Origin of the sequence: Streptomyces cylindrosporus, from assembly GCF_022698165.1 — a bacterium.
Lineage (GTDB): Bacteria > Actinomycetota > Actinomycetes > Streptomycetales > Streptomycetaceae > Streptomyces > Streptomyces cylindrosporus.
The window spans coordinates 96,902-111,022 of record NZ_JALDAY010000019.1 but is presented as its reverse complement, the minus strand read 5'-3'; the positions used below and the strand labels follow the sequence as shown (position 1 = coordinate 111,022).

At 71.5% G+C, this 14,121-nt stretch carries 9 protein-coding genes; 7 read left to right on the top strand and 2 right to left on the bottom strand.

Translation table 11 applies throughout. The annotated features are described in order from the left end of the window. Positions 1-46 precede the first annotated feature (46 nt). Positions 47-406, bottom strand: coding sequence for a DUF779 domain-containing protein (locus MQP27_RS45975; RefSeq protein ID WP_242777074.1), 360 nt, complete (start codon positions 404-406; stop codon positions 47-49). A gap of 145 nt (positions 407-551) precedes the next feature. Between MQP27_RS45975 and MQP27_RS45970 the strand changes: the two genes are divergently transcribed. Then, positions 552-1,832, top strand: a complete 1,281-nt coding sequence (locus MQP27_RS45970; RefSeq protein WP_242777072.1) for a phosphodiester glycosidase family protein — start codon at positions 552-554, stop codon at positions 1,830-1,832. Here MQP27_RS45970 and MQP27_RS45965 read toward each other — a convergent pair. Continuing rightward, positions 1,820-5,878 carry a discoidin domain-containing protein gene (locus tag MQP27_RS45965; RefSeq protein ID WP_242777070.1) on the bottom strand — a complete coding sequence of 1,353 codons (4,059 nt, stop codon included), beginning with the start codon at positions 5,876-5,878 and terminating at the stop codon, positions 1,820-1,822. The genes MQP27_RS45970 and MQP27_RS45965 overlap by 13 nt on opposite strands. A 161-nt stretch (positions 5,879-6,039) precedes the next feature. Here MQP27_RS45965 and MQP27_RS45960 point away from each other — a divergent pair, with 161 nt between their 5' ends. The 6 genes from MQP27_RS45960 to MQP27_RS45935 are packed head-to-tail and all read left to right on the top strand — an operon-like array spanning position 6,040 to position 14,095. Continuing rightward, complete coding sequence (locus MQP27_RS45960) at positions 6,040-8,136, top strand: DUF8189 domain-containing protein (protein WP_504979101.1); 2,097 nt, start codon at positions 6,040-6,042, stop codon at positions 8,134-8,136. 14 nt (positions 8,137-8,150) lie between these two features. Next, positions 8,151-9,440 (top strand): ABC transporter substrate-binding protein, encoded by a 1,290-nt coding sequence (locus MQP27_RS45955; RefSeq protein WP_372511461.1) that lies wholly within the window; start codon positions 8,151-8,153, stop codon positions 9,438-9,440. 1 nt (position 9,441) lies between these two features. Continuing rightward, positions 9,442-10,377, top strand: coding sequence for a carbohydrate ABC transporter permease (locus tag MQP27_RS45950; protein WP_242777066.1), 936 nt, complete (start codon positions 9,442-9,444; stop codon positions 10,375-10,377). Then, positions 10,377-11,216 carry a carbohydrate ABC transporter permease gene (locus MQP27_RS45945; RefSeq protein WP_242777064.1) on the top strand — a complete coding sequence of 280 codons (840 nt, stop codon included), beginning with the start codon at positions 10,377-10,379 and terminating at the stop codon, positions 11,214-11,216. Before MQP27_RS45950 ends, MQP27_RS45945 begins: the two co-directional genes overlap by 1 nt. Then, a complete protein-coding gene (locus MQP27_RS45940; protein WP_242777062.1) occupies positions 11,213-13,270 on the top strand; it encodes an alpha-galactosidase in 2,058 nt (685 codons plus the stop codon). The genes MQP27_RS45945 and MQP27_RS45940 overlap by 4 nt, the downstream gene beginning before the upstream one ends. Positions 13,271-13,321: 51 nt before the next feature. Beyond that, positions 13,322-14,095 carry an SDR family NAD(P)-dependent oxidoreductase gene (locus MQP27_RS45935; RefSeq protein WP_242777060.1) on the top strand — a complete coding sequence of 258 codons (774 nt, stop codon included), beginning with the start codon at positions 13,322-13,324 and terminating at the stop codon, positions 14,093-14,095. Positions 14,096-14,121 lie beyond the last annotated feature (26 nt).

Here is a 14,121-nt window from a genome sequence, read left to right as displayed (position 1 = left end):
CAAATCTCAGGGGAAGTGCACCAGACGGCGATGACCGCCGCAGTGCCTACACGTCGACTACGCGAGAACGAGTGAGAAAACGCACCCCCTCGGGTGCCTCCAGGGAGAAGCCGCTCCCACGACCTGGTACGACGTCCACGATCAGCCGCGTGTGGCTCCACACCTCGTACTGGCTGCGCGACATCCAGAAGGTCACCGGCTCCGGCACCCCCTCGACCTGCAGCTCCGCGAGCAGCACGTCCGAGCCGCCGGTACGGAACTCGCCCTCCGGATAGCACATGGGCGCGCTGCCGTCGCAGCAGCCGCCGGACTGGTGGAACATCAGCGGGCCGTGCGTCGCCCGGAGGGCGCGCAGCAGGTCGGCGGCGGCGGGGGTGAGTTCGACGCGCGGAGTCTCCTCATACATGCCTCCAGGGCAGCACGACCAGGGTTGCGAGGAGGTTGCACGGCTCACCCGGACGTCGGCGCGGCCGGACTGTTAATGCGGCCGTCGCCGGTGGCTCAACTGCCACGGTGGCGGCGGTTCTTGGGCGGCCGAGAGGCTCTCGGGCATGACGTCCAAGACCCGCCACAGAACCCGGATCGTACGCGCAGCCGCCACGACGGTCGCCGCGCTCACCCTCGTACTCGCCCCGACCGGCCACGCGTCGGCCGCCTCCGGCCCGGCCCTGCCGCTGGGCGACCCGGACCTCACGGAGACCCGCAGCAGCCAAGTCCTCACCGACGGCGTCACATTGACCCGGATCGTCCGCGGAACCGAACCGGCCCCCGCCGACCAGATCAACACCACCACCCGCGGCCCCTGGGTGGTCAACGTCCTCACGGTCGACCCGAGGAAGGCCCACGGCCACCTGGAGGCGACGTACGGCCCGGACCTGGCCGGGGTCGAGAAGACCACCGACCTCGTGCGCTCCTCCGGAGCCCTCGCCGGAGTCAACGCCTCCTTCTTCACCTTCACGGCCAGCGCCCAGTACCCCGGCGACCCGGTGGGCCTCGGCCTGTACGGCGGCCGGCTCCTCAGCGAGCCCACCCAGGACCCGGCCGAGACCGACCTCGTCGTGGACGCCCGCAGCGGCAGGACCCTGATGGGCCCCCTGAGCTGGACCGGCAGCATCCGCAACCGGCACACCGGTGCCACGCTCCCGCTGCAGTACGTCGACCATCCGCCCGTCGTCCCGGACGCCTGCGCCGCGCTGTCCGACCCGACGCAGTGCACCGTGCCCGGCGATGTCGTCGAGTTCACGCCCGAGTTCGCCGCCGCCACGCCCTCGGGCGCCGGCGTCGAGGTCGTCCTCGACCGGCGCGGCTGCGTGGTGCGCACGGCGACGGAACGCGGGACCGCGCTCACGGCCGGGCAGACCTCGCTCCAGGCCACCGGACAGCAGGCGGCGACCCTGCTGAAGGTGGCCGGCCAGGGGTGTGTCAGCACCCGGTCCGTCCTTACCGACGAGCACGGCAGGCAACTCCCGGCGCGCACGGGCCTGTTCGGGGTCAACGGCCGCTACCGGCTCACCAGGGACGGCCGGATCGTCGTACCGGCCGGCACCGGCAGCTTCTTCGACCGCAACCCGCGCACCATCGCCGGCACCACCGCGACCGGCAGGATCGTCCTCGCGACGATCGACGGCCGGATGACCACCAGCGTCGGCACCACGATGGACGAGACCGCCGCCGTCGCCGCCGCGCTGGGCCTGCGCGACGCGGTGAACCTCGACGGCGGCGGATCCACGACCATGTCGGTACGGGGCGACCTGGTCAACCGGCCGAGCGGGACGACCGAACGGGCCGTCGGCGACGCTCTCGTCTACATCGACCGCCCCTATCGCGGCTGAGCGCCGGCCACGGGCACGTTGTAGCCCTCCACCTGGAGCCTCGGCCGTGCGGCACCGGGGACGTCGGCGGGCCAGGAGACGCTGAGCGGACCGGACTCGCCGGGCAGCAGCCACAGATAGTTGTCGCTGTACAGCGCGGGCAGCACCCGGCGGCCGGTCCTCGCGTCCCGCAGCGAGACACGCACCATCGCCGCGACCGAGGAACCGCGGTTGCGGAGACGGGCGGTGAGACCGTGCCGCGGGCCCGAGCGGTTCGTCCCGGTCACCTCCACGGACACCCGGGTCCGTGCCATGTCGTTCAACGCCCGCATGTCGTCCGGCTCTTGGTAGCGCCAGTACGTGTTCTCCGACAGCGGCTCGCCGCCCGCGTCGGTCAGACCGACCCGCAGCAGATGGAAGTCCGGCAGCCCCGCCCGGTCCACGGTGAAGGCACTCGTGGTCGCCGACGGCGCGATGTCGACCTTCTTGCGCTCCTCGGGAGCGAGTTGACGGCCGGTCAGGTCGTAGCAGCGCGCCGAGACCGTGGCGCCCTCGATCGCCCTCGGGGTGTGGTTGACGGCGATCACCCGCCCGTCCGTCGCCCCGGCCTGGACATGCACCGGCTCACTCGCCTTGCGGGCGCCGTAGTACGCGCCGTTGACGTCGAAGTCGTAGTCGTACGTCTGCCACACCGTGCTGTACCAGGCGGGGTGGGACATCCACAGCATCAGCCCGCTCGCGTCCTCCCACAGGTTGGCGTTCCAGGCCTCGAACATGGCGCGGTGGTTCTCGTAGTTGACGAACTGGGCCTTGCGGCAGAAGTCCGCGAGGTCCGTGGCAGGGCCGAGCCGAGACTCTATGGCCGCGCGGTAGTTCTGCGGCGCCTGGTTCCCCCTCGTGCTCCAGTCGTGGTAGTACCAGGCACCGCCGACCGGCCATTCCGGTTCGTCGCCGACCAGCGCGCGCATCGTCTCGGCCGTCGGCACGACCGGCATCCCGATCTCGGTGTGGAAGCCGAAGCTGCCGCTGCCGTAGGTGGTGGGGGAGGAGTAGCGCTCCGGCTCGACCCAGCCGTAGGGCCCGCCACCGGAGACGATCCCGCCCGCCGAGTTGTTCTGGTACAGCAGGTCCGGCGCCTCGGCGCGCACGGCCGCCCGCATCCCGTCGTCGACCGGCCCGGGCGGATTCCCCTCGTTGGCACCGCACCACACGACCACGCTGGGATGGATCCGGTACCTGCGCACGGTGTCCTGCGCGAGGTCGAGGAAGGCCTTGTGGTCCGGCGGGTCCATCGCCCAGGCGTTCGGGAAGTCGTTCCACACGAGCAGGCCGTGTTCGTCGCAACTGGCGTAGAACTCCTCGCGGTTGCTGCTGCCCACCCAGTTGCGGATCATCGTGAAGTTCATGTCCCGGTGCATCCGCACCGCCGCGTCGATCCGTGCGGCCGGCATACGGCGCAGCAGTTCGTCCCAGCCCCAGTTGCCGCCCCGGCAGAACACCCGCACACCGTTGACGCTGATCTTCAGCGGCACGGTCGAGTTGTCGACGGACTTCACGTCCGTCCAGCTCTCGCCGTCGTCCGAGACCTGGATCGTGTACGTCTTCGGGTACGCCGTCTCCCAGAGCAGCGCCACCCGGTCGAAGGTCACCGGGGAGCCGAGGTCGACCCGGATCCACTGGTCGTCCTCGAAGGCGGAGGACCAGCGGGTGCCGGGATCGCCGTCGGTCGCGTTCGAGGCCGGGTTGCCCGGGTCGTCGACCGAGGACGCCGAGGCCTGCTTGTGCAGGGCGAGGTCGGTGTCCGGCGAGGCGCTGTCCAGCACCGACAGGCTCCACAGGGAGGAGCCCCAACTGGTCGCCCTCGTACGGCAGAAGACCCGGAGGTGCCGGGCCGTGCGCGCCGGGAAGTCCACGTTCTGCAGGCTCGCGGAACCACTCGTCCGGAACGGCAGCGGGACCGCCGTGTTGTCGACCTGGGCCGCGTCCGTCCAGCTGTCCCCGTCCTCGGAGACCTGGACCGTGAAGGTCCTCGCGTACGCCCGCTCCCAGGTGATCACCACCCGGTCGAAGGACACCGACGACTCCAGGTCGACCTCGATCCACTGGTCGTCCTCGAAGGCCGACGACCAGCGGGTGCCCGGGTCGCCGTCGGTCGCGTTGCCCGGCTGGTTCGCCGGGTCGTCGACCGAGGAGGCCGTGGCCTTCTTGTGGAGGGCGAGGTCGTTGTCGGGCGCCGAATCGTCGGCGACCGTCAGCGCCCACATCGACGAGCCCCAACTCGTCGCCCGGGTACGGCACATGACCCGGACGTACCGTGCCCTGCTGCGGGCGAAGGTCACCGTCTGGGCGTAGGCGTCGCCGCCCGACTGGAAGACCAGCGGGACCTCGTACTCGTAGCCGAACTGGCGTATCCCGAACCGGGTCGTGCGCCGGTCGCTGGGCTCGCCGCCGACCGACGCGGTGAGGGTGAGGTCGTGCAGGGCGGGGGAGCCGTAGCCGTTGGGCCACCACAACTCCGGGTCACGGAGGCGGAGTTCGGGGTGGTCGGCCGGGGTGAAGGTGACGTCCGCCGTCCCGCCGCCGGGGACGGACACGGTCCGGCTCAGGCGCACGCCGTCGAAGGCCGCCGTGACCGTGACGCTCCTGGTGGCAGAGTCCGCGTTGCGTACCGGGACGACGATCGTCAGCTCGGCCGTACCGGTGTCGGGCAGGTCGGGCAGGCGGGTGTCGACGCGCGGGTCGCCGAGGACCGCGGCGCCCGTCGAGCGCAGCCGGACGTGGTTCCAGATGCCAGCCGCCCGGTCGCGCACGGCGGGCATCCAGTCCCAGCCGGAAGAGGCCAGATACGTCGGGGAGTTGCGGTTCATCATGTTCGCGCCGGCGTCCACGAAGGCCAGGCCCGCCGGGCCCTTGTCGCCCGGGCTGCCCGGGAACGGCATGGGCGTGATCCGGACGGCCAGTGCCTGCGCGTCGGCGCCGAGCAGATCCGTCACGTCGAAGGCGGCACGCGCGAAGGGGAAGGTGACATCGCCGACCCGGGAGCCGTTGAACCACACCTCCGCCTTGTGGTTGACCCCGTCGAACTCCAGCCAGACCCGGCGACCGGAACCGGTGCGCATCCCCTTGGGAAGCGTGAAGGCCCGCCGGTACCACCAGGAGTGCCGGGACAGCGCCTCCGGGACATGGAGGTTGTTGAAGCCGGACACCGGGTCGGGCAGCTTCCCCTGGTCCACCAGTGAGGTCAGCACGGTTCCCGGCACCGTGGCGGGCAGCCAACGGCTCGTGTCCACCGCGGACTTGGACAGCGCCGCGCCGTCCCCGTCCGCCCAGTCGTCCATGGTGAGGTCCCAGCCCGACTCCAGCGGGACCGTGCCGTCCGCGGCGAGCTTCAGCGCCGGAGGCGTGCGGTGGTGGGTGCCCCAGTCGGTCCAGCCGGTGACGTGCGGGCGGGCGGTGCGACACGTGCCGTACACCTGTAGGCCGTTGAGGCCGAGGGGGTTGGCGTTCGAGCGCTTGTGGACCGTCATCCGGACCCAGCGGGCCGTGACCGGCTTGGGGAGGCTGATCTCGACGATCCCGCCCTTGCCGGAGTCGGTGCGGTACACGGCCGTCCATGTCCGCTGGTCCCGTGAGGTCTCGACGACGAAGTCGACGGCGCAGCTGGAGAGGATCTCCTGGCCCGTCGTGTCGTTGCGGGGATTGCCGCCGGGGGCGTCGACGTAGGGCGGGTCGTCGGCCGTGGCCTCGAAGGTGAGGCGAAGCGACTCGATCTCGCACAGCGCCTGGAGGTCGACGGAGATCCACTGCGGGTCGCCGGGGGCGGCCCGCCAGCCCGTGCCGCGCACTCCGACGGAGTCGACCCCGTCCACCGCGAACTCGGCGGGCGTCGGCGCGTAGTCCGTGGAGGAGACGGTGACGGGACGGTATGCGGCGAGATCGGCGGGGTGGCCGGAATCCGACGCCAGGGCCTCGGTGGGAAGGGCCGCTTCGAGGCCGAAGCTCGCCAGGAGCGTGGCCCCGGTGGAGAGTACGGCGCGGCGGGACGGTCTGTAGGGCTCGTCTGACATGAACTGCGGCTCCGATCACGGACGTTCACCTCTGACAACGTTGCCAAACACTGCATGCGGGTCCCGGCCGTGTCAAGGGTCCCGACGGATCCTGCCTCCCTGTTTAAATAAATTAGGAATTAATGTTGACAGGGTTTCGGCCACGGTCCACAGTCGTCGCCGTGACGACTTCACACCCGCATGGACTGGCCATGACCGTCGCGATCGCGACCGTTCTCGCCGTCACCGCCACCCCCGCCGTCGCAGCACAGGGCGCTGACGACCAGGGCGCGCCCGCGTACTACGACAGCGGCCTCGCACCCACGCCCTACATGGGCTGGAACACCTACTACGGACTCGGCGCCCCCACCGAGAAGGAGGTGCGCGCCGTCGCCGACCGTCTCGTCGACAGCGGTCTGCGCGACAGCGGCTACGACATCGTCTGGCTCGACGGCGGCTGGCAGGCCGACAACCCCCGTGACGCACAAGGCGACCTGGTGGCCAACCCGGACCGCTTCCCGTCCGGGATCCCGGCCCTCGTCTCCTACCTGCACAAGCGTGGACTGCGGGCCGGCATCTACACCGACGCCGGCACCTACGACGGTGGGAAGACCTGTGGCCTCGGCAGCCGCGGCCACTACGAGCAGGACGCGCGGCAGTTCGCGAACTGGAAGTTCGACGCCGTCAAGGTCGACTTCCTGTGCGGGATCGGCGCCAAGCTCGATCCGGGCCCGGCCTTCAAGGAGTTCAGCGACGCGGTCGCCAAGTCCGGCCGCAGAATGCTGCTCAACCTCTGCAACCCGCTCACCGACGACTGGGGCCTGCCGCACACCCCCGAGCAGGACGCCCACAACACCTACGTCTACGCCCCCACGATCGCCGACTCGTGGCGCACCGGCACCGACATCGCCTGGGGCACCCCCAGCCCCGGCCAGTGGCCCAACGTCCTGCGCAACATGGACGCCAACGCCTGGCACCCCGAGGCCCAGGGGCCCGGCCACTACAACGACCCCGACTACCTCATCCCCATGCGGAAGATGACCGACGGGTCGTACGAACTGACCCAGGAGGAGTCCACCAGCCAGTTCGTGATGTGGGCCGAGATGGGCTCGCCGCTGGTGCTCGGCTCCGACCCGCGCACGCTCACCGACTCGATGCTCGCGACCCTCCGCAACCCCGAGATCATCGCCGTCGACCAGGACCCCCTCGCGGTCCAGGGCGTACGGGTGGCCACGGACTCCGTGGGCGACGTCTACAGCAAGGTCCTCCAGGGACAGGGGCGGCGCGCGGTCGTGCTGCTCAACCGGTCGGACCGACCCGCCCTGCGGACCGTGCGGTTCGCCGACGCGGGGCTCGGCGGGCCGGTGCGGGTGCGCGACCTGCGCGCTCGTGCCGACCGGGGCACGCACACGGGGTCGTACACCGTCGAGGTCCCCGCCCACGGCACGGCGTTCCTGAAGCTGACCGGTGCCGACGCCCTGCCCGGTACGAGCCTGGGCGAGAGGCCGACGGCGAGCCCGGCCGTGGTGAGCGACGGCTCCGTCTTCTTCCGTGGGCCGCACGGTTCACTCGTCGAGAAGGACGCCGCCGGGAAGGCGAAGGACCTCGGCGGCCCCGTGCGGGGGAGGATCCTCGGCCAGCCCGCCGCCTACGCCTCCACCGGCGGCCGTATCGACGTCTTCGTACGCGGCACCGACAACCGTGCCCACCGGCGGGTCTTCAGCGACGGACGCTGGGGTCAATGGCAGTCCCTCGGCGGGGAGTTGACCGACGCGCCCGCCGTCGCCTTCACCGACCCCGGGCGCTGGACGCTCTTCGCGCGCGGCGCCGACGGCACGGTCGTCCAGCGCGGGCCGGGCACCGGCTGGTCCTCGCTCGGGCTGCCGGGCGACCGGCAGACGTACGGCAGGCCGTCCGCCGTCGTCGACAGCCAGGGGCGGGTCCATGTCGCCGTGCGCACCGCGGCCGACGACATCTGGACGCGGTCGCGGGACACCTCGGGGCAGTGGTCGGCGTGGTCCTCGCTCGGCGGGACCGTCAGCGGGAGTCCGACGCTGGTCGCCGTCGGCGACGCGGTCGTGCTGTACGCCCGGGCCGCGGACTACACGCTCTGGCAGCAGCGGTACGCCGACGGCGCCTGGCAGGGGTGGAGCAAGCGGCAGGAGTTCCCGAGCGCCGCGTTCGACGGGGCCCTCGGCGCGGTCGCCGGCCCGGACGGAGCCGTGGACGCGGTGTTCCGCGGAGTCGACGGCCACCTGCACCGGACCGAATTCGAATGAGTCAGGAATCCATCATGGGCAACCTCCACACCGGCCGACGCCGGTTCCTCGCCGGGCTCGGAGCCGCCGGGACCGCCGCACTGCTCGGCGGCTGCGTCACCTCGGCCTCCACCGGCAAGAGCTCCTCCAAGGGCGATGTGACCCTCCAGTCCAACCTCTCCGCCCCGCAGGCCAAGGCCGCGATGGAGGACATCGTCGCGGCGTACGGCAAGAAGGGCTCCGGGCACGCGAGCCTCAACACGGTCGCCGCGGAGACCTTCCGCACCCAGCTGCCGACCTACCTCACCTCGGCCAACCCGCCGGACGTCTACACCTGGTACCCCGGCTCGGTCGCCGACGCCTACGCCAAGAAGAACCTGCTGCTCGATCTCGACGAGGTGTGGAGCACCTCGCCGGACCTCAAGAAGTACTCCAAGGCCCTGAACTCGCTGTGCACCTCCAGCGCCGGCAAGAAGGTCTTCGTGCCCACCACCTACTACTGGTGGGGCATGTTCTACCGGAAGTCCAACTTCGCCAAGTGGGGCGTCAGCGAGCCCAAGAGCTGGGACGACTTCCTCGACCTGTGCGACAAGCTCAAGTCCAAGGGCGTCGCCCCGATCGGGCTCGGCGCCGGCGGCAACACCCCCTGGGTCGCCTCGGCCTGGTTCGACTACCTCGACATCCGCATCAACGGCGCCGACTACCACCGCCAACTCCTCGCCGGGAAGCACCGGTTCACCGACCCCGAGGTGCGCAAGGTCTTCGACCGCTGGCAGGAGGCGCTGCCCTACTTCGACCCGAACGGCGTCGCCATCCCCTTCCAGGACGCCACGACCGCCCTGCTCAACGGCCACACCGGCATGATGCTCATCGGCACCTTCTTCGCCGACGCCGCACCCAAGAGCGCCCTCGACGACATCGACTTCTTCCGCTTCCCCGTCATCGACCCCAAGGTCCCCCTCGCGGAAGAGGCCCCCACCGACGGCTACTTCGCCAGCGCCCGCACCGGCCGCCGCGACCAGGTCTACGACCTGATGAAGTACCTGGCCACCGCACAGGCCCAGGAGCTCTACATCAAGGGCTCGTCCGGGACCGTCCTGCCGTGCAACCCCGACGCCAAGGACGCCGGCACGGCCCTGGTGAAGAAGGGCCGTGAGCACATCCAACAGGCCGCCGAGATAACCCAGTTCTTCAACCGGGACTCCAGCGACGCCCTCCAGCCCACCGCCGACACCGCGCTCACCAAGTTCCTGGCCAAGCCCAAGTCCATCGGGAGCATCCTCACCGACTGGCAGCGCGACGCCGAGAAGATCTGGAACGCCTGACATGGCCGTCCTGACCGCACCCGAACGCAAGTCCCCGGCCCGCCTGCCCACGAACGGCAGGCGGGCCCGGGGCCCTCGGCGCACCCCGCCCCTGGTCCTGGCCTTCGTCCTGGTCCCGCTGCTCGCCGAGGCCCTGTGGGTGTTCTGGCCCGCCCTCCAGGGCTTCTACCTGGCCCTCACCAAGTGGGACGGCGTCTCCGCGCCGCGGTTCGTCGGCCTCGGCAACTTCCGGGAGATGGCCCACGACGAGGTCTTCCGCAGCGCCGCCGGCCACACCGTCCTGTGGCTCGTCCTCTTCGGCGGCCTGTCCGCCGTGCTCGGTCTCGCCGCGGCGCTGCTGCTCCAGCAGGAGCGCCGCGGCGTCGGCTTCTACCGGGCCGCCCTGTTCCTGCCCGTCGTCTTCTCCCTGGTCGCCACCGCCCTGGTCTGGCAGGCGATCTACCAGCCCGACGGCGTCCTCAACCGGCTCCTCGGCGCAGTCGGCCTCGACAGCCTCCGGCACGCCTGGCTCGCCGACCAGGACACCGCCCTGTACGCGGTGATCGTGCCCGCGCTGTGGCGGCAGATCGGGTACGTCATGGTCCTCTACCTGGCCGGCCTCAAAGGCATCGACCCGGCCCTGTACGAAGCCGCCAAGGTCGACGGCGCGACGGCCTGGCAGCGCTTCCGGCACGTCACCCTGCCCCAGCTCCGCAGCGTCAACGCGGTCGTCCTGTCGGTCATCGTCATCGACTCGCTGCGCTCCTTCGACGTCGTGTGGTCCCTGACCCGCGGCGGCCCCTACCACTCGTCCGAACTGCTGAGCACATACATGTACTCGACCGCCTTCCAGTCCCTGCGCCTCGGTTACGGCTCCGCACTGGCCGTCGTCATCTTCGTGCTGGCCTTCGGCGTCATCGCCTCCTACCTCGTCCGCGCGTTCCGGGAGGCCGACTGATGTCCACCGCGCTTCGCCGCAAGCAGGCAGCCACCGCCGGATTCCACCTGGGCGCGGGGGCGCTGGCCGCGCTGTGGCTGCTGCCCATCGTCCTGGTCGTGGTGACCAGCCTGCGCTCCTTCGACGACATCGCCGCCAACGGCCTGGGCAGCTGGCCGCACTCCTTCACCCTCGGCAACTTCGGCCAGGCCTGGACCGACGGCGGCCAGCAACGCGCCCTGATCAACAGCCTGCTGGTCACCGTGCCCTGCGTCCTGATCACCCTCGCGCTCGCCGCGATGGCCGCCTTCGCCCTCAGCCGCTACGAACTCCCCTTCCGGCGCTCCCTGTTGCTGCTCATGCTCGGCGGCAACCTGCTCCCGCCGCAGATCCTGCTCATCCCGGTCTCCAAGCTCAGCGAGCTGATGGGCGTCTACGACACGCTGCCCGCGCTCATCGGCGTGCAGATCGGCTTCGGCGTCGGCTTCTACGTCTTCGTGCTGCACGGCTTCATGCGGTCGATCCCGGTGGAGATCCAGCAGGCGGCGGTCGTCGACGGCGCCGGCCCCTGGCAGATCTTCTGGCGGATCATCCTCCCGCTGACCCGCCCCGCCCTGGCCGCCCTCAGCGCCCTGTCCTTCACCTGGATCTTCAACGACCTGCTCTGGGCGATCACCGTCCTGCGCAGCGACACCAAGATGCCGATCACCGCCGCCCTCATCGGACTCCAGGGCCAGTACGTGTCGATGTGGAACGTGATCGCGGCCGGTTCGGTCATCGCCGCCGCACCCACGGTCGCCGTCTTCCTCCGCTTCCAGCGGCACTTCGTGGCGGGCCTCAACCTGGGAGCCGTCAAGTGACCGACCAGCGCTGGACCCTGCGGACCGAGCACACGAGCTACACGGTCCGCCTCTGCCCGGACGGACCCTGGGCCGAACTCGACGCCTGGGGCCCGCTCGGCGTCGAGCACGGCCCGTCCGCCCTGCACCGGTCCCGGCGCACGCACTTCATCACGCCCGCGGACGCGGCTCCCGCCGAGTACCTGCCTTACGGGCTGCGGCCGTTCACCGGAGCGGAGCTCGTGGCCTCCCGGCCCGGCGGCGAGGACCGGGGCGTGTGGTGGGAGTTCACCGGGGCGGAGGAACAACCGGGCGCCCTGCGGCTGGCCTTCACCGACGAGCTGCTCGGCCTGCGCACCGTGCTCTGCTACGCGACCGTGCCCGGCACCGACGTGATCCACCGCTGGACCGAGCTCACCGCCACCGGCGAACTCCGCCTGGAACGCCTCGACTCGGCCGCCGTGAACATCCCCGTCACCGGTGCGGCCCGGCTGACGTATCTCTCCGGCCAGTGGTCGCAGGAGTTCGGGCGCACCCAACTCGACCTGGCCAGAGGGACGTTCACCATCGGCAGCCTGCAAGGCGCGCCCGGACACGCGTACGCGCCCTGGCTCGCGGTGCAGGACGGGGAAGCGGCGTACGGCCTCGCCCTCGAATGGCCCGGCAACTGGCACATCACCGCGGAGGCCGAGCCCGGCGGCAGCCTGCGCGTCCGGGCCGGACGGGTCCCGCACGAGGGAGCCGTCCGCCTCGCCCCCGGCGAAACCCTCACCACCCCGCGCCTGGCCTGCGCCTTCAGCCCGGACGGCCTCGACGGACTGTCCCGCGTCTGGCACGGCTACGAGCGCGTGCTCTCCGGCGAGCGCCTGCACCGCCCGCGCAAGGTCCTCTACAACTCCTGGGAGGCCACCGGCTTCGACGTCGACGCGGCCGGGCAACTGGAACTGGCCAAGGCGGCCGCCGACATCGGGGCAGAGCTGTTCGTCGTGGACGACGGCTGGTTCACCGGGCGGGCCGACGACACCGGCGGGCTGGGGGACTGGTACCCGGACCCGGCCGCGTTCCCGGACGGCTTCGGCCAATTCATCGACGCGGTAAAGGCGTTGGGCCTCGACTTCGGGCTGTGGGTCGAGCCCGAGGCGGTCAGCCCCGGCAGCCGGCTGTACGCCGAACACCCCGAGTGGGTCTACCGCGTCGACGGCCGCCCCTCCCGCCTGGTCCGCAACCAGCTCCTCCTCGACCTCGGCCGCACCGACGTCCAGGACTTCGTCATCGGCACCCTCGACCGGCTGCTCGGCGCGTACGACATCGACTACCTGAAGTGGGACATGAACCGGCCGCCCACCGAGCGCGGCCGACCCGGCGCCGGCCCGGTCGACCTGGACGCCGAGCACGTCGCCGGATACCTCCGCGTCCTCGACCACCTGCGCGCCGCCCACCCCCATGTCACCGTCGAGGGCTGCGCGGGCGGCGGCGGACGTGTCGACCACGCCACCATCGCCCGCACCGACGTCGTCTGGCCCAGCGACAACACCGCCCCGCTGGACCGGCTGTCCGTCCAGCACGGCTTCCTGCACGCGCACGCCCCGCACATCATGAGCTCCTGGGTCACCGACGCGCCCGGCGTCTTCGACCCGCGCCCGCGCAGCCTCGCCTTCCGGTTCGTCAACGCCATGTGCGGAGTGCTCGGCGTCGGCGCCGACCTGCGCGCCTGGACGGCGCAGCAGCGGGCCGAGGCCGCCGGATGGATCGCCCGCTACAAGGAGGTGCGGGAGGTGATCCACCACGGCGAGGCCCGGCTCCTCGGCACGCCGCAGGACCCCAGCTGCGGCGTCCAGTACGACCTCGGCGGGCGCACGGTCGTCGCCGCGCTGAGCACCGGCCGCCTCGACGGCGCCCCGCTCCTGCCGGGACGGCCCGACCGGCTGCGGCTGCGGGGACTGGACCCGGCCGCACGCTACCGCGACACCGCCACCGGGACGTCGTACAGCGGAGCCCATCTGCTCCACCACGGGCTGCCCTTCCCGTGGAGCGCCGGGCACGATGCCGACCTGGTCGTGCTGATCCGCGAGTGAGCCCCTTATGTTTCGAGCAAGCCCTTTCTCGTCAAGGAGTCGAAGCCCACGATGCAACAGCGCGTACGACGGCACGGCGACCGCTTCGCCGGCCGCACCGCCGTGGTCACCGGAGCGGCCTCCGGCATCGGAGCCGCCACGGCCGTACGTCTCGCCGAGGAGGGAGCGGCCGTCGTCCTCGCGGACGTCGCCGAGGAGCGGGGCGAGGCCGTGGCGGAGCGGATCGGCAAGGACGGCGGGCGGGCCCGGTTCGTGGCCGCGGACGTCGCCTCCGAGCAGGACTGGGAACTCGTGGTCGCCGCAGCGCACGCCTTCGGGCCCGTGGACGTCCTGGTCGGCAACGCCTTCACCGTCGACGTCACCCCCGCGCACGAACTGCCGCTCCCGTCCTGGCAGCGGCAGCTCGACGTCAACCTCACCGGCACCTTCCTCGGCGTCCGGGCGGCGCTGCCCGATCTGCGCGAGCGGCGGGGCGCGGTCGTGCTGACCTCGTCCGTGCACGCCCGCATCGGCATCCCCGGACACCCCGCCTACGCCGCCTCCAAGGGCGCCCTGCTGTCGCTGTGCGGACAGCTCGCGGTGGAGTACGGGCCCGACGTGCGGGTCAACGCCGTCGTGCCGGGGCCGATCCTGACCGCCGCCTGGGACCGGGTGCCGGCGGAGGACCGTGAACGCAGCGTCGCCGGGACCGCGGCCCGGCGCTTCGGCACCCCCGAGGAGGTGGCCGCGGCCATCGCCTTCCTCGCCGCCGACGAGGCCTCCTACATCACCGGCACGAGCCTGGTCGTGGACGGCGGCTGGAGCGTCCTCAAGGCCTCCGCATGACCGGCCGCGCCCCGCAGCACACGAAG